The 20,197-nt window shown below is 43.6% G+C and carries 15 protein-coding genes; 11 read left to right on the forward strand and 4 right to left on the reverse strand.

The features are described from left to right. Positions 1-202: 202 nt before the first annotated feature. From ACN6KS_RS11875 to ACN6KS_RS11890, 4 genes are all read left to right on the forward strand, one after another. Entirely contained in the window at positions 203-2,089 is a 1,887-nt protein-coding gene (locus ACN6KS_RS11875; protein ID WP_440962072.1) for a glucose PTS transporter subunit IIA, read from the forward strand. Next, positions 2,086-3,855 (forward strand): phosphoenolpyruvate--protein phosphotransferase, encoded by a 1,770-nt coding sequence (ptsP, locus tag ACN6KS_RS11880; RefSeq protein WP_094868510.1) that lies wholly within the window; start codon positions 2,086-2,088, stop codon positions 3,853-3,855. Before ACN6KS_RS11875 ends, ptsP begins: the two co-directional genes overlap by 4 nt. A 181-nt stretch (positions 3,856-4,036) precedes the next feature. Further along, a complete protein-coding gene (locus ACN6KS_RS11885; protein WP_094868511.1) occupies positions 4,037-4,567 on the forward strand; it encodes a sigma-70 family RNA polymerase sigma factor in 531 nt (176 codons plus the stop codon). Continuing rightward, positions 4,560-5,960 carry a DUF4179 domain-containing protein gene (locus ACN6KS_RS11890; protein ID WP_440962073.1) on the forward strand — a complete coding sequence of 467 codons (1,401 nt, stop codon included), beginning with the start codon at positions 4,560-4,562 and terminating at the stop codon, positions 5,958-5,960. The genes ACN6KS_RS11885 and ACN6KS_RS11890 overlap by 8 nt, the downstream gene beginning before the upstream one ends. Before the next feature lie 99 nt (positions 5,961-6,059). On the opposite strand, the gene ACN6KS_RS11895 is transcribed toward ACN6KS_RS11890, so the two are convergent. Next, complete coding sequence (locus ACN6KS_RS11895; RefSeq protein ID WP_280788667.1) at positions 6,060-6,584, reverse strand: type 1 glutamine amidotransferase domain-containing protein; 525 nt, start codon at positions 6,582-6,584, stop codon at positions 6,060-6,062. 206 nt (positions 6,585-6,790) lie between these two features. Here ACN6KS_RS11895 and ACN6KS_RS11900 point away from each other — a divergent pair, with 206 nt between their 5' ends. From ACN6KS_RS11900 to ACN6KS_RS11910, 3 genes are all read left to right on the forward strand, one after another. Continuing rightward, positions 6,791-7,243, forward strand: coding sequence for a hypothetical protein (locus tag ACN6KS_RS11900; protein ID WP_440962074.1), 453 nt, complete (start codon positions 6,791-6,793; stop codon positions 7,241-7,243). Positions 7,244-7,507: 264 nt separating this feature from the next. Further along, positions 7,508-8,518 carry a catabolite control protein A gene (ccpA, locus tag ACN6KS_RS11905; protein ID WP_036686140.1) on the forward strand — a complete coding sequence of 337 codons (1,011 nt, stop codon included), beginning with the start codon at positions 7,508-7,510 and terminating at the stop codon, positions 8,516-8,518. 89 nt (positions 8,519-8,607) lie between these two features. Continuing rightward, the gene (locus ACN6KS_RS11910; protein WP_094868514.1) at positions 8,608-9,303 is read left to right on the forward strand and encodes a 5'-methylthioadenosine/adenosylhomocysteine nucleosidase; all 696 of its coding nucleotides are present in this window, start codon (positions 8,608-8,610) and stop codon (positions 9,301-9,303) included. Between the two features lie 7 nt (positions 9,304-9,310). On the opposite strand, the gene ACN6KS_RS11915 is transcribed toward ACN6KS_RS11910, so the two are convergent. Then, positions 9,311-9,943, reverse strand: coding sequence for a GNAT family N-acetyltransferase (locus ACN6KS_RS11915; protein ID WP_094868515.1), 633 nt, complete (start codon positions 9,941-9,943; stop codon positions 9,311-9,313). 160 nt (positions 9,944-10,103) lie between these two features. Here ACN6KS_RS11915 and acsA point away from each other — a divergent pair, with 160 nt between their 5' ends. Next, positions 10,104-11,828, forward strand: coding sequence for an acetate--CoA ligase (gene acsA / locus ACN6KS_RS11920; protein WP_440962075.1), 1,725 nt, complete (start codon positions 10,104-10,106; stop codon positions 11,826-11,828). An 83-nt stretch (positions 11,829-11,911) separates the two neighbouring features. Here the strand turns inward: acsA and ACN6KS_RS11925 are convergent, their stop codons facing one another. Continuing rightward, on the reverse strand, positions 11,912-14,824 hold the full coding sequence (locus ACN6KS_RS11925) for a transglycosylase domain-containing protein (protein WP_440962076.1): 2,913 nt from the start codon (positions 14,822-14,824) through the stop codon (positions 11,912-11,914). Positions 14,825-14,969: 145 nt separating this feature from the next. Continuing rightward, the gene (rpsD, locus tag ACN6KS_RS11930; RefSeq protein ID WP_042126823.1) at positions 14,970-15,569 is read right to left on the reverse strand and encodes a 30S ribosomal protein S4; all 600 of its coding nucleotides are present in this window, start codon (positions 15,567-15,569) and stop codon (positions 14,970-14,972) included. Between the two features lie 399 nt (positions 15,570-15,968). Here rpsD and ACN6KS_RS11935 point away from each other — a divergent pair, with 399 nt between their 5' ends. From ACN6KS_RS11935 to ACN6KS_RS11945, 3 genes are all read left to right on the forward strand, one after another. After that, positions 15,969-17,963, forward strand: coding sequence for a sensor domain-containing diguanylate cyclase (locus tag ACN6KS_RS11935; RefSeq protein ID WP_440962077.1), 1,995 nt, complete (start codon positions 15,969-15,971; stop codon positions 17,961-17,963). A 251-nt stretch (positions 17,964-18,214) separates the two neighbouring features. Continuing rightward, positions 18,215-18,967 (forward strand): hypothetical protein, encoded by a 753-nt coding sequence (locus tag ACN6KS_RS11940; protein ID WP_440962078.1) that lies wholly within the window; start codon positions 18,215-18,217, stop codon positions 18,965-18,967. Positions 18,968-19,062: 95 nt separating this feature from the next. Further along, positions 19,063-20,178 carry an aminopeptidase gene (locus ACN6KS_RS11945; protein WP_094868520.1) on the forward strand — a complete coding sequence of 372 codons (1,116 nt, stop codon included), beginning with the start codon at positions 19,063-19,065 and terminating at the stop codon, positions 20,176-20,178. Positions 20,179-20,197: the final 19 nt, after the last annotated feature.

The raw sequence follows: 20,197 nt of genomic DNA on the forward strand, positions 1-20,197 counted from the left end.
TTTATCGGTTTTAACCAACTTTAGCATTGTTTGCTTTAGTGCTTTGGAATCCCGAGCCCAGAGAATGGTGTTTCTAGGTGATTTTATTGAGGAGTGAGTGTGTATTTGTTTTAAATATACCCGGAACTTTTCCTTCAGTTTATTTTGACAAAAACCCCCGCAGCGCTTACCATTCAATATAGAAAGAAAGGAGAGGGTAGCCTTGAATTGGCTCGGATCATTGCAGCAATTGGGCAGAGCCATAATGCTTCCTACCATGGTACTGCCGGCGGCAGCCATTTTGCTTAGTTTGGGCAGCTTACCTTGGTCTGCATGGGGACTTTCTTCGGTATCCGAAGTGGCTACATACGCTGGGCAGGGAATCTTTTATTTTATGCCTTATTTATTCGCTGTGGGTGTAGCATGGGGATTATCCAATCAAGCTGGAACGGCGGGTCTTGCCGCATTGGCTGGAATGTTCACTTACGACCGGATTGTTACCCATATGGGAGAGGGGCTTGTACAACCTGCAACACTTATCGGAATTTTGCTGGGTATAGTTGCCGGTATTGCTCAAAACCGGTTCAAAAATATCAAGCTTCCAGAGGCGATACAGTTCTTTGGAGGGTCGCGTTTTGTTTTGCTGTTCATGGGATTGTTTTCGGCTGGCTTTGCATGGGTGATGTTAGGGATCTCTCCACTGCTGCAAAGAGGATTGGATGATCTTTTTCAAGGAATATTGCAGACAGGCGGATTTGGCGTTTTTATTTATGGAGTGCTATATAGAGTACTAACAGCCTTCGGTCTTCACCATATTCTCAACAATGTGTTTTGGTTTCAGTTTGGAAACTTTACAACTCCTGATGGTAGCACTGTCGTTCAGGGGGATTTGCCACGTTTTTTTGCAGGCGATCCTACGGCGGGCATTTTTATGGCGGGTTTGTTTCCGATTATGATGTTCGCACTGCCAGCCATTGCTTTTGCAATTATTCAGGAAGCGCGCGAGGACTTGAAGCCTAAAATTAAAAAGACTTTCATGCGAGCGGCTTTGGTTTGTTTTCTGACCGGGGTTTCAGAGCAGATTGAATTCGCGTTTTTGTTTGCTTCTCCGTATTTATTCGCGATACATACTGTAATGTCTGGTCTTGCTATGGTACTGACCTATATGCTGGGAATTCATCACGGGTTCTCTTATTCGGCAGGAGCGATTGACTTCTTTTTGAATATGCATCTGTCGCAGAGGGCTTGGCTTTTGATTCCGATCGGTATTGGTTATGGAATTGTATATTATAATTTATTCCGCTGGGCGATTCGCCGTTTTCAGATCCCGACACCAGGGCGTGAAGAAGGTTCCGAACTTGGTGATTGGGCAGGCAATATCCCATATCAGGCACCACTGATCTTGGAGGCGCTTGGTGGCAAGGAGAATATCGTACAAGTACAATCCTGTATCACTCGTTTGAGGCTAACCGTCCATAATGATCGATATATAGATACGGGGGCGCTAAAAGGTCTTGGCTCTGCTGGGATTATCAAGCTCGGTGGCGGGAATGTTCAGGTAGTATTTGGTACGTATTCAGAGCTTATCCGCGAGGAGATTAATAAGCTAATGCTTCGTGATTTGCCGCAGGTGTTGTTCAGTTCTCCGATGCAGGGTAGAATGATGCCCATTGAGGAAGTACCGGATCACATCTTTGCAGCGAAGCTAGTGGGTGATGGAGTTGCATTTTTGCCGGAAAAAGGGGAGCTTACATCACCTGTATTCGGGAAAGTTATGCACGTCTACCCTACAATGCATGCCGTTGGTATTGCTACACCGGAAGGGCTGGAGGTACTTATGCATATAGGGATCGACACTTCGCAGCTTAAAGGGCCATTTGAGGCGGTTGTAAAAGAAGGCGACAGTGTGGAACCAGGTCAATTGCTTGTTAAATTCGACCTCGCTTATTTGCGTGAGCATGCAGCTTCACTGGCTACACCAATGGTGATTACGAATCCTGATCGAGTAAAATCATGGAGCTATGCTCCATTTAAAAATGTTAAAAAGGGGCAATCTTCAGTAATGTCCGTAGTCTTACATGAAAGTAACGTTGGAGGGATAGAAGGATGATACAAGGCATAGGCGCAGCAGCAGGTGTAGCTATCGGGAAGGCCTTTGTCTTACCGAACTGGGAGTGGAGCTTACCAGACACACAAGTGAACCCAGTGGATCTAGCTAAGGAGTTTGAGCGTTTATACGAAGGTATCCGTACCTCTAAGGACGAGATTGAATTCATCAAAAAAGAATTCAGAGAAGTAGTCGGTCCAGAGGAATCCAGCATTTTTGATGCTCATCTGGCGATTTTGGATGATCCGGTGTTTATGAGTGAAATCCGGGGGATTATTGAACGCCAGTATAAGGCGGCGGAAGTAGCTGTTAAGGAAGCGATTGATCATTTTGTAGCGATGTTTGATCTGCTGGATGATGAATACATGAAGGAGCGGGCGGTTGATATCAAGGATGTCGGTAACCGTCTGTTAAAGCATCTTTTAGGTGCTCCTGAAGTCACGCTGCCATCGGATACACAGCCATATATTCTCGTCGCGAAGGAGTTGTCTCCTTCCCAGTTAGCTCACTTGAACCCAACTTATGTTCTAGGTATTGTTACTATGATGGGCGGTAAAACCTCACATTCCTCCATTATGGCTCGTGCGCTGGGCATTCCGCTCGTAGCAGGCTTGGAGAATAATTTGTCTAACCCAATTCAGACCGGAGACATGCTCGTGATAGACGGAGACACCGGATCTGTGCAAATTCATCCTGATGAGGTAACGATCAATGAATATGTGTCTCTTCGAAATAAGCAGCATAAAAAGAAAGAACAACTGGAATTGCTTGCTACAGTCGATGCCGTCACTAAAGATGGCGTTAACCTGCGATTGGCCGGTAATATCAGCTCCGTCAAAGAACTGAATTTAGCGCTCAAGTATGGAGCTGAGGGTGTAGGTCTATTCCGTACAGAGTTTCTTTATATGGATCGCAGTTCTTTTCCGACGGAGGATGAACAATTCGAAGTGTATAAACAGGTTGTCGAGAAGGTAGGCAGCAATATGGTTGTGATCCGTTCGCTGGATATAGGCGGGGACAAGCATCTGGATTACTTCCAGCTGCCAGAAGAGCAGAATCCGTTCCTTGGCTATCGTGCCATTCGAATCAGCTTGAATCGACAAGATATGTTCAAAACTCAGCTAACCGCCATTTTGCGGGCGAGTGCATATGGGAATGTAAAGCTAATGTTCCCTATGATATCTTCCGTAGAAGAAGTACAAGCGGCAAAAGCTGTATTGGAAGAAGTGAAGGCTGAACTGGAGCTTAGGGGCATACCTTTTAATCGGAATATTCCAGTCGGTATTATGATTGAAGTTCCAGCTGCGGTTATGATTGCGGATTTACTGGCTGAGGAAGTAGATTTTTTCAGTATTGGTACGAACGATTTGGTGCAATATGTACTAGCCGTAGACCGTATGAATGAACAAATTGCGCATATGTATCATCCATATCATCCAGCGGTTCTGCGAATGATCCGTATGACTGTAGAAGCAGCGCGTAATGCAAAAATAGATATAAGTGTATGTGGTGAAATGGCAGCAGATGAACGTTCTTTGCCACTTTGGCTGGAGCTAGGGATTAGTGATCTTAGCATGTCGCCGCAGGCACTGCTTAAGGTTAAACACCGTACCCTGAATACACTGGCTATAGACGCTACAAGGGTTGCCAAAGCTTGCTTCCATCATCGTACAAGCTCGGAGACGGAAGAAATCCTAAGTGCTTATGCTCAAAAAAGCGGTATTACACTTGGATCAAGCGTGGAAACAAAGGAGAAAGCTTCTTCATAGGTTATCAAGCGCTACATCATCAAGTCCACATCAAGGTTCGGCATTCTTGCCGAGCCTTTTTCTTTTGTACTAGATTGTTATAAAAAAACAAAACCGTTTGCGCTTCGGCGCAGTCTATACATAGAGCATGTTGTACAGGAATGATTTATGCGTGAAAGCAAGGGGGGAGGACAAAACAAGCATGGAACACATTATTAAAGACGAAATGGAAATAGTTGCTACGGAAGAAGATACATTCTACGAGCTGGTAGCTGAACAGAAAAAAAAGCTATACAGCATTGCTTACAGCTATTTGCGAAACGAAGCGGATTCTTTAGAAGTTTTGCAGGAGGCAACCTGCCGCGCATGGATTAAACGTAAAAGCTTAAAGGACTCCGAGAAGTTTGCTCCTTGGTTAACTCGTATTCTGATCAATTGCTGTAATGATGAGTTGAAGCGCAGAAATAGGAAGGCTGTCGCAGAAGTTGCTCGAAGTGATGTAGGGGTTATGGAGATGAAGAGTGACCGCAGGTTGGATATGGAACAAGCGCTGGATGGGGTTAAGCCGAAGTATCGGCAGGTGCTTATACTCAAATATTACAAGGATATGACTCTTTCAGAAATAGCAGAGGTTCTCGATAAACCGGAGGGTACCGTGAAGACTTGGCTGAACAAGGGACTAAAACAACTGCGTGACAAAATGAAACGGAAGGGGGAGCTATTTTATGGCTGAGTCGGAAGAACAGCTGCTGAACGATTATTTTCAGAAAATCAATATTGAGGCTGAGGAAATCCCGGAAGTTAAATTGGACATGGCGATCCGTAAGGGGATGTTGCAAGGTAACCGTAAAAGGTTGGCTTTTAGAAAAAGATACGCTGTTGTTGCGTTGGCGGTCCTAACTATCGCCTTATTGATTATTGTCCCATGGGTACATCAGATGGCCAATCCTGTTCGTGCGCAGTTACCACCAAAAAGCTGGGGGAAGCTTGAGGTATTTAGACCCATTATCGCTAATAATCTGACTATAACATCAGCACTTGATGCGGGAATAATGAAGGAAGTAAATATTTCTTCAGCTGAGGTGGACGGAATAAAGTGGACGGTTAACGGAATTATGGCCGATCGAAGAGGAATTGCGGTTCTGTATACAATTGAAAACAATACAGATCGGAAAATGCAACTGTTTGGACTATCCTTGAAAAAGACTCCTGAAAGTAATATTTATCGCACAGGATACAGCGGGTTTAGCACTATTAACGCACAAGAGGTTGGATCTCCTGGGACAACTCGTATGTACGAGCAAATCGTATGGGATGAATATCAGGATGAGTTGGAAGACCCGTTGAATATTTCTCTAAGGTTGCTTCCAGCACCTGATGATCCAGCTTTATCAAGCGGTGAGCTTAAATCTTTAAACATTCAGATTCCAATGGATACCAACAAGGTTTATATTCAAGGAAAAAGAGTTGATCTAAAGGATAATCTGTCCATCGCCGGACAGCAAATTAACATGGAGAATATCTATATTGGACCTACGGGTATTTATATGCGGGAAAGATATGACCAAAAGAATACAATGAGGATATTTAATATGCTTTCACCTAAGCTTGTCATCGGAAAAGGAGAGCAACAAGAGGAGTTAATGTGGGTAAGTGGATCGAATATTTATCATAATGATAATATGAGACCTGATGATCCGATTAAGTTTGAAATTGAAGGGATTTCTTCTCTAGATCTATCTAAGCTGGAGCTTGTGATTAATACCGAAACACAGCAGATTCTGAAGGTACCCGATAACAATCTGACGATTTCCAAACGAATGGAGAACGAAGAGCAGGGAATTTTGGTGTTAGATTACTTTATTCCTAAAGAAGAGGAGGACTCGCTTAATGATAGAGGTTTTGGATTGAGCGATTATTTTGAAGATAGCTCTGGAAGCGGGCATATGATGGAAACTATCAAAAATGATTACTCAGGGTATAGAGAGTTTAATGAAAGTAGTAAGGGAACTACAATAACCTATTTCTTCAATGTAGGTAAGGAGAAGTTACCCCAACCGTTGACTTTCTGGTTTAATTCTTATCCAAACGTAATCAAGGAGAAAGCGTCCATTCGAATGAATTGAGTAACTCGGATGTCGAGCGAATTAAATCTAAAGCCCTGTTCTTCACGTTTAGTGAGCAACAGGGCTTGTTTAATTGTTAGACTATAAATCTACCGTATTTTATTCCCCAGCTAACGCATCGCAAAAAGCTTTACCATAAGGCGGCAGATCTGGCGGGCGGCGAGCAGAAATAATATGTCCATCCGTAACCACAGCTTCATCCTTCCATATCGCTCCGGCATTCTCCATGTCATCACGGATGCCAGGTGTAGAGGTGACGGTTACACCTTCGAGAATTTTAGCAGAAATTAATACCCAACCTGCGTGGCAGATTTGCCCAATAGGTTTCTTAGCTGCATTGAAATCCTGCACAAGCTGTAGTACGGCACTGTATCTGCGGATTTTATCAGGGGCCCAGCCGCCAGGAACTAAAATCCCGTCATAATCTGCGGCATTAAGATCGTCCCAGGAGTACTCTGCTTTTGCAGGCACACCATATTTGCCGATATATGTTTTATCTTTTTCCAAACCTGCCAAGTGAACCTCAGCGCCTTCTTCTCTTACTCGGTACACGGGATACCAGAGCTCCAAATCTTCAAATTCATCGTCTACGAGTGCTATGACCTTTTTGCCAGCTAGTCTCATTTTGTTAAGCTCCTTTCGTATCACATGATCCTTCATATTCTATCAAATTTAAAATACGAAGTCATCTGAAGTGTTGTAAATTATAGACGAATTGCCAATTTAATCATTATATGCAATTAAGGAGGGTTTTAATCGAGAGAGGTCGAATATAGAAATTGAAAAGTCATACTTTGTACTTAATTCATTTCTTGCAAGAGGTGTAGAAGATGTATACAGATAACTTAATGGAGAAGTTGTGCAGCTGTAGTGGCCTCATGAACTTACATATGCATTCATTGATTTTTAATACGAGGGTGAAGATTACAAATGTCCCAGTCTATACTTGTCCGAAATGTACTAGTTATGAGCCCTTGTCGTTTATTAAAGCAGATCTAGGAAAGCTAGTGAAAGAACTGAATGCGGATTTGCCAAGACAAGATTTTTCGTTTACTCAAAGAAATGAATTAGCTAGTGTCCTAAAAGAATCTTTGACAGAGTTTATTGTCGGCGGATTTCAAGAATTAGAGTTGGCTATCCGAGAGACAATTCAGGCTAGAGTGGATATGTTACTTGATCTATACCGACTAGCTGAGGGGCTCGAAGACCAGAATTGGATGGAAGAAACTAGTCGAAGGCTGTCTCAATTAACGTTCCAAACGACTAAAAACGCAAATTATTAAAACATTCTGTGAAAATAATGAAAAACTTTCACGGAATGTTGGATTTTTCACTCACTTTTTGTTACGATAGATAGAAGTTACATTATTGTGCTCGTGAATAGGGAGACCTACACTAGTCAAAAATTGTAATTAGGGGTTACGTCTTCATCCTTGAAAGAAATTTTGAAAGGAAAATGAAGCGTTATCATTGCACAATTGTACAAAGTGTCGTATCATATTTTTAATTAGTCGAACGATAAAATTTATCGCAATGGAGAGAGTAATTTGACGGTAACCATTTACGATGTAGCTCGAGAAGCAGGCGTATCTATGGCTACGGTATCACGGGTTGTGAACAATAACCCTAACGTGAAACCGCAGACCCGGAAGAAAGTTTTTGAAGCGATTGAGCGTTTGGGATATCGTCCCAATGCCGTGGCGAGAGGACTTGCCAGTAAGAAAACGACAACCGTTGGGGTTGTCATCCCTGATATTTCAAACTCGATTTTTGCAGAAATTGCACGCGGGATTGAAGATATCGCGAATATGTATCATTACAATATTATATTGTGTAACGCGGATAAGCGTAAAGAAAAGGAAATCCGTGTCATCAATACCCTTTTGGAGAAACAGGTCGATGGTCTGCTCTTCATGGGTGGTACGGTAACTGATGAACATATTCAAGCTTTCCAGACTTCTGCAGTTCCGATTGTCCTATGTGCTACACGGGATGAGAAGGGGACTTATCCTTCCGTTGACATCGATCATGAAACCGCTGCTTTTGATGCAGTGAATACATTGATCCGTCACGGTCACCGTGAAATCGCAATGATCAGTGGTACACTGCAGGATCCTGCGAATGGATATGCGCGTTTCCATGGTTATAAGAAAGCCCTTGAACAGGCTGGAATCGAATACCAAGAGGATTTAGTTCGTATCGGTAACTACCGCTATGAATCTGGTGTCGAAGCCATGAAGTATTTCCTTGGACTCAAGAAGAAGCCAACCGCTATTTTTGCCGCAACCGACGAGATGGCTATTGGTGCAATTCACAGTATTCAAGATGAAGGTCTGAAAGTACCGGATGACTTCTCCATTATTAGTGTGGACAACATCCGTATGGCTTCGATGGTTCGTCCATTGTTGACGACAGTAGCCCAGCCTATGTATGACCTAGGTGCGGTAGCAATGAGACTTTTGACGAAACTCATGAAGAAAGAGACGGTTGAGAATCCGCGGGTTATCCTGCCTCATGAAACGATTCTCCGCCTGTCTGTTAATCATCTGAATAAGTAATTTAAGAACTAAACAGTATTTCCGTAAAAAGCTCCTTTTGGAGCTTTTTATGTTTTTTACAGAGTAAATCATCGGAGGAGGCGTTATCTTTGCCTGAAATAATCGGATTAATTGGTGCGATGGATGAAGAGATTAAGCTACTACTAGAAAGGATGGAAAATCAGGAGACGAAGGTCAAGGCAGGCATTCATTATTACATAGGAAATATATTTGGAAAGTCTATAGTGCTGTGTAAATCTGGGGTAGGTAAAGTGAATGCGGCAGTTACAACACAAATTCTAATTGATTCTTTTGGTGTGACTCGTGTGTTGTTTACTGGGGTTGCTGGTGCTGTGCACCCTGAGTTGAATATTGGAGATATTGTTATATCATCTACTTGTGTTCAGCATGATATGGATGCTACAGCACTTGGCTTTTCAAAAGGTGAAATCCCTTATCAGGATCATTCTGTCTTTCAGGCAGACTCTTCATTGGTACGCCTTGCTGAGAGGGCGTGTAACGAGCTAGGCCAAAAGTACTTGATCGGCAAAGTACTTTCAGGTGATCAATTCATTTCTAATGCGGAGATTGTAGCCAAATTAAGAGAGGAATTGGACGGAGCGTGCGTGGAGATGGAAGGGGCGGCGGTTGCACAAGTGTGTGTGATGAACGCCACTCCCTTTGTTATAATTCGTTCGATGTCTGATAAGTCTGACGGGTCAGCAAATGTGAGTTTTAAGGAGTTCACGGTGGAAGCCTCGGGGCGCTCACATTCTATATTAGAATATATGCTGCAGCATCTTTAATACTCGTTTAGTACATGAAGCGCTGTCTAAAGCGTACTCTGTCGAAAGTCTCCTGTGAGGACATAGGTACCTCTTGTCCAATACGAACCATTAGGCAGTTTGCTGGATGTGAACAGATTTCGGGATCATCTGTAGCATACCAAACCATATTTACAGTTTTCATTAGCCGCTCCATCATTTGACGATAAGCCCACACATCAAGTCCACTTCCTTTTAAATCCCAGTGCCAATAATACTCTGTTGTAAAGACGATACAATTCTCTAATTGCTCTTGCTCAAAAGCAGTGGAAATCAGCAGCCGGCCTAGTCCGGCTCCCCTATAATCATTACTCACCTCAATAGCTCCAAGCTCAATTAGATCCATCATTCCACCCTGTGACCAAAGCTCCATTTCATCCGGATAATGAAAGGTTACATAGCCTATTATAGTGCCATCCTCTACAGCTGTAATTATTCGTCCTTCTGGCAGGCTAGCAATCTCTATGAGAGCTTCATGCTGTTCAATCGGCTTGCGGAAGGCATCAAGATCATGATGCATGTGGAGGGCTTTGAGGTCCTGTGGAGATCGGGGGCCACTTATTGTTAGTGTCCTGCCTTTATATGAAAGCGTATGGGAAACAGGGATTTTACGATGTTCCATAGCCGTGCTCCTTCCGGATGATAAAATATGGAATGTAAACGTTTGCTATGTTATACTAATTCAGACATAAAAAATTCACATTCAGTGCATTGACATCATTATCTAAGAAAAGAGTCTTACCCTTAAAGCTTAAATCAAACGAGTGAGGGAGGCAAGAGTGATGGGTCAAGTCCATAGCGAAATTTTGCCTGGCCGTGTGCAGAGCTCCAATATGTCTGATTACACCCAGGCAGTAGCCAATTTTAAGTGGGAGGATGTTGAACGTAACTTCTCATGGTATGACACTGGAAAGGTTAATATGGCACATGAAGCAGTGGATCGCCACGTTCAAGAAGGACGGGGAGCGGCAACGGCCCTGCTCTACAGTGATGCGGTGCGGGATGAATCCTATACATTTGCCGATCTGCAGGAACGGTCGAATCGGTTCGGAAATGTATTGCGTAAATATGGTATCGGTAAGGGAGATCGGGTATTTATTTTTATGCCTCGTCAACCGGAACTATATTTTAGTTTACTAGGCATTCTGAAGATTGGGGCAATAGCGGGTCCTCTGTTCGAAGCCTTTATGGAGACAGCAGTTAAGGACCGGCTGGAAGATAGTGGTGCGGTTGCTTTGGTTACTACACCGGAGCTACTTCATCGTGTGAAGCGAGATGAGCTTCCGAATTTGCGTCATATTTTTCTAGTAGGCGGCACCACTGATATCGAGCAAGGTAACTTAGGTTTTACTGAGGAGATGGATAACGCATCTTCTGAGCTCGAATTGGAATGGCTTGACCTGGACGATGGCCTTATCATGCATTATACATCTGGTTCTACAGGAAAACCTAAAGGCGTTTATCATGTGCAAAGAGCAATGATTCAACATTATTATACAGGTAGAGTGGTGCTGGATCTACGTCCGGATGATATTTACTGGTGTACAGCTGATCCGGGCTGGGTGACAGGAACATCTTACGGAATATTTTCACCCTGGTTAAATGGCGTAACGAATGTCGTGAGAGGAGGACGTTTTAGTCCTCAGGATTGGTATAAGACGATTGAACGAAATAAGGTTAGTGTTTGGTACAGTGCACCTACAGCATTTCGTATGTTGATGGGTGCGGGCGAGAGTTCCATTCAGGGAATTGATTTGAGCAGCCTGCGCCATGTCCTGTCTGTTGGAGAGCCATTAAATCCTGAAGTGGTGCGGTGGGGAGATAAATTCTACAACCAGCGCATTCATGATACTTGGTGGATGACAGAGACGGGAGCGCAACTAATCTGCAACTATCCTGGAATGGATATCAAACCAGGCTCTATGGGCCGTCCGTTGCCAGGCATTGAAGCAGCGATTTTAGATGATCGAGGCAATATTCTCCCACCATTCTCAATGGGGAATCTTGCAATACGGACGCCTTGGCCATCCATGATGAATTCGATCTGGAACAATAAGGCGAAGTATGAGGAGTATTTCCGCATTCCTGGTTGGTACATTTCTGGTGATTCTGCTTATATGGATGATGATGGATATTTCTGGTTTCAAGGACGGATTGACGACGTTATCAACTCTTCTGGTGAGCGTATAGGACCTTTTGAAGTGGAGAGTAAATTGGTAGAGCATCCAGCTGTGGCGGAAGCGGGTGTAATTGGTAAACCAGACCTGGTGCGTGGGGAAATTATCAAGGCTTTCATTTCGCTGAGAGAAGGCTATACTCCTACAGCTGCTCTCAAAGAGGAGATCGCGGCATTTGTTAAAGCCGGACTATCTGCGCATGCTGCACCGAGAGAGATCGAATTTAAGGATAAACTTCCTAAGACACGATCAGGTAAGATCATGCGGCGCGTATTAAAGGCTTGGGAGCTTCATCTCCCAACTGGTGATTTATCAACGATAGAAGATTAGAATGGATCATAAAAAAACACCGTTCCCTTATGAATTAAAGGGAACGGTGTTTTGCTGTGTGAAGTTATTCTCTTGACTACCGGTTAATGGTTTCCAGTCGTATTGCCGGCTTTGCCACTATTACTGTTTCCGTTACTGCTACCTTCGCCAGATGGTGTTGAAGTAGGCGTAGGAAGAATGGTTCCTGGAATCTCAATATCCTCTCCTGGTGTACTCTCAGAGTCTGTAGGAGGCGTTGTCTCCGGTTGTTGATCCGGAGTTGGCGTTGCTTCCGGAGTCGGTGTGGTGCCTCCAGCAACGCTGCCAGAAGCTGTCTCATTACCTGCGACATCAACAGCACTGACATAGAATGTTGCATTGGCACTTGCAGGCGTTCCTGGCGAGAATACCTTGCTCTCGTCAGCCATAATTACAGCTTGCTTCTGGAATGACCCGCCGTTTAAAGAACGGTATAAGCGGTATCCGACGACATCTGGAGAGCCGCTTGGAGAGAAGCTGATCACAGCTTTTCCAGTGCTGTAAGAGACAATGACATTTCCAGGGGCAGTAGGAGCAGAGCCATCGTCCACGCGTGGATCGACTTCAGTAGGGAAATCTGTTTTGGCATCCGCTGGCATATAATACTCCAGCGATTTATGCTCCTTCATTTTAGGGAAAGCTGCCAAGAGCTCCTTAACTAATTCCTGGATCGGTTTATCGCGTTTAACTACGATTTTTTCTTTTAGGAAATCCTCCGGTGTTCCTTCGAGCGGGATATAATTGACGCCATTGTAAGTAATATATTTGGCTTTGGATATCCCGTCGTCGCTCTCTTTAGGTACATATTTCACATTGAAAAGATCCGTTGTGAATTTGTCAGTTAGGGCCGTTGGCAGTTTACCGCTGTATGCGGAAACTGTCTTTTTGATAATTCCCTCAGGTTGTGCGAATTTGTCTGTAACGAACAAGTCTGGCTGCTTATCAATAACAGCATTCAGGACTTTAGCCCATAAGGTCTGTGCTTGTCGTTTCTGTGTATCTCCTGTAAGGGTATTAATTTGTTCCTTATAACCAACCCACATGCCAAGTGTGACATCAGGGGTGTAGCCCATGAACCAGACATCTCCGTAGTTCTGAGTGGAGCCAGTCTTACCTACAATCGGAACGTCTTTAAAGTGTTTATAATCTCTTCTTACTGTACTTGCAGTACCTTCTGTAATTACTGTACGCAGCATATCGGTCATTAGATAAGCAGTCTGCTCAGAGAATACTTGTTCAGGGTTAACCTTGTGCTGATAAACGATCTTGCCTTCCGAATCCACAATCTTCTCAATCATATAAGCATCATTAAATGCTCCCTGATTGCCAATGGCGGAATAGGCATTGGTTAATTCTTCAACGGATGTACCGTATCGAAGACCACCTATAACCCCAGTCTGCGCTCTGTAATCATCTTCAGTGAGTGTAGTGATCCCTAGCTTTTTAGTAAAGGCCCAAGCATCCTCTATTCCGACCTTTTCGTTAAATAGTTTAAGTGCCGGTAGGTTGAGGGATTTATTAAGTGCATAGCGAGCCGTAACTAAACCCTGATAGCGATTGTTTGCATTTTTAGGAATATGGAAGCCTTTCCCGCCATCCTTCAAAATGATTGGAGCATCATCTAAGATCCCGGCAGGTTGAATCAGTCCTGCATCTAAGGCAGGTAAGTATGCTGAAATCGGCTTCATCGTTGAGCCAGGTTGCCGGACCATTTGGGTTGCATAGTTCATTTGCTCGATATTAAAATCGCGGCCCTCAATCATACCCAGAATGGCTCCGGTCTTGTTGTCGATCAATATACCAGCCGTCTGTTCAATACCTTTTGTTTTGCTGTCCTTGGTGAAATTACTGCTATCTTCGGAAATACTGTGCATTGCACTGTATACTTTCTTATCAATCGTGGTATAGACTCGGTAACCGCCAGTCATTAACTGTTGTCTTGCTTCCTCAAGAAGTATGGCATTATCACTAGAGCTAGTGGTATCGGTTGTACTGTTTTTCTCTTCATTTAGTGACAAAATAATCTCAGCTGCTTTACGCTCCGTCTCCATCATCAGGTATGGATATGTAGCATAGGCTTTCTTAGTGTGAGGAGCGAGAGAGCTTTTAATATCGAATTTGAGTGCTTCATCATATTGGGAGGTTGTGATCTTGTTCTCCTCCAGCATACGACGAAGTACAAGCTGTTGACGATCCATAGCTCTGTTGAACGCCTTTGCGTTAAATTCTCCAACGCCATTGAATGCTGAATAAGCGGAAGGGAGCTGTGGAAGGCCGGCCAAATACGCCGCTTGGGCAATATTCAGCTTGTCTAGATCATCCAGACCGAATATACCTTTGGATGCAGCTTTAATCCCAAATACGTTATAGCCATTCGAGCCATTACCGAACGGAACCTTGTTCAGATAAGCCGTTAAAATCTCTTGCTTGGTCAAGAAGCGCTCTAGTCTAAGTGAAAGTAGAATTTCTTTTGCTTTGCGGTCTTCTGTTCGATCCAGATTGAGAAATACACGTCTTGCGAGCTGTTGAGTAAGAGTACTGCCTCCGGTCTGAACAGATTCATTTAATATCTTTTGTTTGACGGCACGTAAGGTGCCTTTGAAATCCACGCCATTATGCTCATTGAAATTATTGTCCTCTATAGCGAGAACTGCATCAATAATAATCTGGGGGATGTCGTTGTATTGAATGAGCCTTCGATCTTCTTCTGTACGAAGCTGGCCGATCGGTGCGCCATCACGGAAGTATGCGAATCCGGTGATCGCATTTTGCCCGACTTGCTGTTGAATCATTTCCTCAGAGCGAACAGGTTCATCTTTCACCATGGAAGTGACATATCCTGCTGCTGCACCACCGACGAACAGAATGCCTATTATGCCAAGAATAAACATCCACTTAACTACAGAGCCGAACCTGCTAAGCCCAGATCTGCGGGGTGAAGGCTTCTTTACGTTTTTTTTCTTGTTCTCTTGAACCATCGACGATAATTCCTCCTTTTAACGGAATTATTATAGCACAAATTGGCGATTTTGAATGCAGTCGGAGTGTTCATTACCTATTAGAATAACAAAAAGCCTCCGGATAAATCCGGAGGCTTTGGCCATACTCGCTATAAGCGAGATATTAACGGTTGTAGAACTCGACGATTTGTTTCTCATCGATATCCTGGGAAAGCTCGGAACGTTCTGGCAAACGAATGTATTTACCTTCGAAAGATCCTTCAGCATATTCCAGGTAAGCTGGAAGGTGGGAACGGTTAGCAAGAGCTTCTTTGATGGAAGCCATGCTTTGGCTTCTTTCGCGAAGACCGATAACGTCGCCCAAGCTTACACGGTAAGAAGCGATGTCGACTTTTTTGCCGTTAACAGTTACGTGTCCATGGGATACCAACTGACGTGCACCTGCACGGGAGTTAGCAAATCCAAGACGGTAAACTAGGTTGTCCAAGCGGCTTTCAAGCAAGAACATGAAGTTTTCGCCTGCAAGACCTGGAAGTTTTTGTGCTTTAGTGAAGAGAGTTTTAAATTGCTTCTCTCCCAAACCATACATGTGACGCAGTTTTTGTTTTTCCAAAAGCTGCATTCCGTAGTTACTTACTTTTCTGCGTTGGTTAGCTCCGTGTTGTCCTGGTGGAAAAGGGCGTTTCAAGTCTTTTCCTGTACCGCTTAGGGAAATGCCCAGACGGCGGCTGAGTTTGAATTTAGGTCCGGTGTAACGTGCCATGTTATAGTAGACTCCTTTATAATTGAAATTTCAGGGTAGGGCCTATTTGCGCCGCATTTCGTATCCGTGATTAGCATTAATGGCTTCCACACTGCCAGGGAAGTTCAGCCGCTGCCCTGGCAGTAACGAAATGCGTGAGGGTGACACAACGTTACGCCCAAGTAAGACTTGTTACAGTCTTGTTCAACAATAAATATTATATGAATACAGTATATAAAGTCAAGCGCTTATTAAAAGAGTTTTTGTCAATCTTTGTCGATAGTTCTTTGGTCCTAAAAAAAAGTCCCGGAAATGATGAAAATATAATGCAATGCACAAAGAAAGGGAGTAAAATATAGTTAATTAGTTGTTACTAGGGAAGATAGTTTTCTTAATCAAGATGCAAAGGGGATCTTCGTTATGTCAGAGCAGAAAGCATACGTCCATAAAGACAGCCGTATGCTGTTACAGGACAACATACACGCTAGTAGAGATTCCGAAGATCCCACCGCCTGGCTTAGGGAAACGGAAATAGTAACGCATGACTTCCCTTATCTAGCAAATCTGATTGCAGACAGTTTCAAAGAATGGTTTGATGGGCTCGATGTCCTCCCATTCTCCAGATCTTGGGAATGGTGTGTACTGAATTTTGAAGGTAAATATTTAAACAATAATTTGGGTCAACAAGAACTATGGAGGCAGCACTGGGAACAGGCAGCGGCTTCCAGCTTAATTTCAGGATCAATCTCTGCCATTCCGTTAACCGTAGAAGGTAAGGATCTGAGTTTTTTTACTATACCGCTATTCACTCGCGTCGATAATGAAATTTTTGCATTTTTGGGCTGTTCTATGCCAACGCAACAATATGAAATGGGTGGAAGAGATACTGCAGAAGCTATGTCGCTGCATTACCGCACCTGTTTTTATCATAAGTTTGAACATATATTTGTAGCTGATCTTGCAAGTACCCATATCCATGCAGAACGTGAAAGCAATCGTCGTTCATTGTTATTTCAGATTGTCCAGCGGATGCATGACAATATTGATGTTGATGCTGTACTTTCGGAAGTCATTGATAGCATCTCTGCGATGTACCCTGGAGCCAGACTCGACCTGTATATGTCACAAGATCATCGCAGCACTAATCCGCAGGTCAAACCCTTACCTTTCCACATGTCCAGTGATGATGTCTGTGCCAGGGCGTTCAAGGATGGACGTGTTGCACTGAACACTAGTGATGAAGATCACCGAAATGTAGAAATAGGGCTTCCGTTAGGTGGTAAGCAGGGGGTTTATGGGGTATTCCATATGGTGATGGATAATCCAATCTTCCCTGACGTTGATTTAAGGTTTCTCACAATGGTAGCCGATACGGCTGGAACTGCTTTTGAGAATGCCAAGCTTTATGAGCGCTCCAATCAGCTGATCCGTGAGCTTCGCATGAGTAACGAGCTTACCCAGCGTTTGAATCAAAGCTTGCGATTAGGCGATATTTTTCAATTTGCGTTTGAAGAGCTACTTGAAATGTTTGGTGCAGATTACTGTTGCATCTTACATATGAATGAGGAAAAGGGTGGCCTAGAAGTTATTGCCTGCAACCATCCCTCATTGCAGAATGAAGTATTAGAAGTAGGGGCAGGTTTAGGTGGAAAGGTGTATTCCACAGGTGAATCACTGATCATGTCTGACTACATAGATAATCCTAAGACAACTTCCCGACTAATGAATGCTACCGGTTCACAGTCGCTGATTGCTACACCTCTTAGTGTGGGGGGAGAAGTGCGAGGTGCGATTATGCTGGCACATCGAGATTCGCATTATTTTTCCTATGACAACTACAGGCTGTTGCAGGCGATGGCGGGACATATAGGTCTAGCAGTAGGTAACGCCAGGCTACATGCTGAAGTCAGACGTCTTGCGAACAGAGATAGCCTAACAGGTCTCTATGCTCGTCATTATTTGGACGAAGAGATAAAAGAAAGACAGTCTACGGACTTCTGCGGCTGTTTAATTGTTGTGGATATTGATCAGTTCAAAATCGTGAATGATACCTATGGTCATCAAAAAGGCGATAAGATTCTAAAAGAGGTTAGTGAAATTGTGAAATCTTCCATCCGTCAAGGGGACATTGCCGCGAGATGGGGTGGGGAGGAGCTCTCCGTTTATTTACCGTTGATGGGAATGCAGCAGGCGGGTTATGTAGCTGAGCGTATACGCAAACGCGTTATGGAAGAAACTGAACCTAGTGTAACGGTATCCTGCGGAATAGCGGAATGGAGCTGGATGGACGATCGAGTAAGTGTTGAGTCATTATTTTATCGAGCGGATATGGCGCTGTATAAAGCTAAGAATAACGGTCGGAACCAAGTTGTTTTTGATACCAAAGAAAATGATAGCAATATTAAGAACTCGTGAGGTAAGTCTCAGGGGTTCTTTTTTATATGCGCATTTATTATGGCTCTAATTGCGGTATAAGGCTTGCAGGAAGGGAGAACCCTATACGCGTGGGTTGTACTTAAGTAAAATACTCCGAGAAAGGCCTGAGGTCCGTGAGAAAGCTATTATTACTTAAGGGAGGACTCCTCCCTATAGTTCTGACACTGTATTGCCTGTTATTTAGCGGCTGTAGCGTCATAAGAGACAAACCTGCGAAGGAAGATTTAAGTTTGGTGTTGGCAGGGATGGCTGGAAGTGATGAGGTTGTTTTTGAAGGGGCGAATATGCTGACACGAGGGGGAACAACGGTTCCTGAATCCTTATTGTTCTACGGAGGCACAGTGCAGGATCATAAAAAAGTAAAGCTGTACACCCTTCTTCCAGATAAATCCACGATCCAAAAAACAGCTGCTGGTGGCGTTAAAGACTTAAAGAGTAACGCATATGCTATGAAACCTTATTACAGTCAGTTAGAGAAAAAAGAGGGCAGATGGGAACTTCAGACCACTGAAAATTCCTCGGAGGAGGGAAATCCATTACCTGCGCTAAATCCGTTAAAGCAACTCGAGGAACTTGAGTCCATGGAGAAGAGTGTAACCGAAGAGGCAGGAGCTGGCAGAGGGACAAGTGTGCTGCGAATCGAATTGACGCCTTCAGAAGCTAGGAAGCAGCTGTCTGCTGAATTGGAGAAAGAAATGCAGAACCTTCGTCCTAAAGTTCCTGAATCCGCAGAGAACAACGCAGAGGCTGATCAGGCAGTGACGGAAGCTTTGGAGAAGCTGTGGCAGAAGAAAAATAATGAGCTACAGCAAAAGCTGAAACAGGCTAATGTAGAAACGGTCTACCACCTAACGGTTGATAAGAAGCATAATCTTCCCAGAAGGCTTACCTTGAATCGAAAAGTAAGCTATTCCGGTGAAATGATGAATAAATCTGAAAATGAAACTTATGTATCTAAAGTGGATTTCACAGGTTACCGTTAATCTTTACATTGTTTAGCAGGTCTTGCGCTCCATAAAGGGCGTGCTACAATAGAACAGCATGCTTATTTTTCAGACAGAGGAAGGAAGAGTACACAATGAAAGATCCCAGAATTCAAAAGCTGGCGGCAAATCTTGTAGGTTATTCCGTAGATGTTCAGCCAGGTGAGAACGTGCTTGTAGAAATGATTGGCAATGAAAGAGATTTAATCAAAGCTGTTGTTGAGGAAATCGGTAAAGCTGGCGGTCATGCTTTTGTACAGTTGACAGATCGTACCGTCCTACGCAGCATGCTTAAATATGCAACACGTGAGAGTCTTCAGACATGGGCTGACATTGACTTGAACCGGATGAAGCAAATGGATTGCTATATCGGCATCCGTGCAGGTGAGAATGTAAATGACCTGTCCGATGTTCCAGAAGAAAATATGAAATTGTATAATTCTTTGTATTCCCATCCAGTGCATAGTGAACAACGCGTGAAGCATACAAAGTGGGTAGTATTACGTTATCCCAATGCGAGTATGGCTCAGCTTGCAAATATTAGTACAGAGGCATTTGAGGACTTTTATTTCGAAGTGTGTAATTTGGATTACGCCAAAATGGACAAGGCTCAGGATGCATTGGCTGATCTCATGCGCAGAACTGATAAGGTACATATTTCAGGTCCTGGAACAGATCTTAAGTTCTCCATCAAAGGAATCGGTGCAGAGAAATGCTCTGGACAAAAGAATATTCCGGATGGCGAGGTTTACAGCGCTCCTGTTCGTGATTCTGTAAATGGAATGATCAGTTATAATGCACCGTCCGTTTATAATGGAGTAACTTTTGAAAATATCAAATTCAAATTCGAGAATGGTAAAATTGTTGAAGCAACAAGCAATGACTCCGCTCGCTTGAATGAAATCCTGAATTCAGATGACGGCGCACGTCACATTGGAGAATTTGCCATAGGCTTTAACCCTTATATTTTGCACCCAATGAATGACATTCTGTTTGATGAGAAAATTGCAGGCAGCCTGCACTTTACACCAGGACAAGCATATGATGTTACAGATAACGGAAACCGGTCCTCCATTCACTGGGATCTTGTATTAATCCAACGTCCAGACTATGGCGGCGGGGAGATTTATTTTGACGATGTATTAATCCGTAAAGATGGAATCTTCGTGTTACCAGAACTGGAAGGTCTGAATCCTGAAAACTTGAAATAAGCTGTAAAAGTAAGAAAAC

It is taken from the genome of Paenibacillus nitricinens (genome assembly GCF_052056485.1).
Taxonomy (GTDB): domain Bacteria; phylum Bacillota; class Bacilli; order Paenibacillales; family Paenibacillaceae; genus Paenibacillus_AQ; species Paenibacillus_AQ nitricinens.

What these genes read in the sequence shown, in the direction of transcription:
- ACN6KS_RS11890 (WP_440962073.1), top strand. Translation starts at nt 4,560, where the DNA reads ATGGCTGAGTCGGAAGAACAGCTGCTGAACGATTATTTTCAGAAAATC.
- rpsD (WP_042126823.1), bottom strand. Translation starts at nt 15,569, where the DNA reads ATGGCACGTTACACCGGACCTAAATTCAAACTCAGCCGCCGTCTGGGC.
- ACN6KS_RS11925 (WP_440962076.1), bottom strand. Translation starts at nt 14,824, where the DNA reads ATGGTTCAAGAGAACAAGAAAAAAAACGTAAAGAAGCCTTCACCCCGC.
- ACN6KS_RS11885 (WP_094868511.1), top strand. Translation starts at nt 4,037, where the DNA reads ATGGAACACATTATTAAAGACGAAATGGAAATAGTTGCTACGGAAGAA.
- ACN6KS_RS11895 (WP_280788667.1), bottom strand. Translation starts at nt 6,584, where the DNA reads ATGAGACTAGCTGGCAAAAAGGTCATAGCACTCGTAGACGATGAATTT.
- ACN6KS_RS11945 (WP_094868520.1), top strand. Translation starts at nt 19,063, where the DNA reads ATGAAAGATCCCAGAATTCAAAAGCTGGCGGCAAATCTTGTAGGTTAT.
- ACN6KS_RS11935 (WP_440962077.1), top strand. Translation starts at nt 15,969, where the DNA reads ATGTCAGAGCAGAAAGCATACGTCCATAAAGACAGCCGTATGCTGTTA.
- ACN6KS_RS11915 (WP_094868515.1), bottom strand. Translation starts at nt 9,943, where the DNA reads ATGGAACATCGTAAAATCCCTGTTTCCCATACGCTTTCATATAAAGGC.
- ptsP (WP_094868510.1), top strand. Translation starts at nt 2,086, where the DNA reads ATGATACAAGGCATAGGCGCAGCAGCAGGTGTAGCTATCGGGAAGGCC.
- ACN6KS_RS11900 (WP_440962074.1), top strand. Translation starts at nt 6,791, where the DNA reads ATGTATACAGATAACTTAATGGAGAAGTTGTGCAGCTGTAGTGGCCTC.
- acsA (WP_440962075.1), top strand. Translation starts at nt 10,104, where the DNA reads ATGGGTCAAGTCCATAGCGAAATTTTGCCTGGCCGTGTGCAGAGCTCC.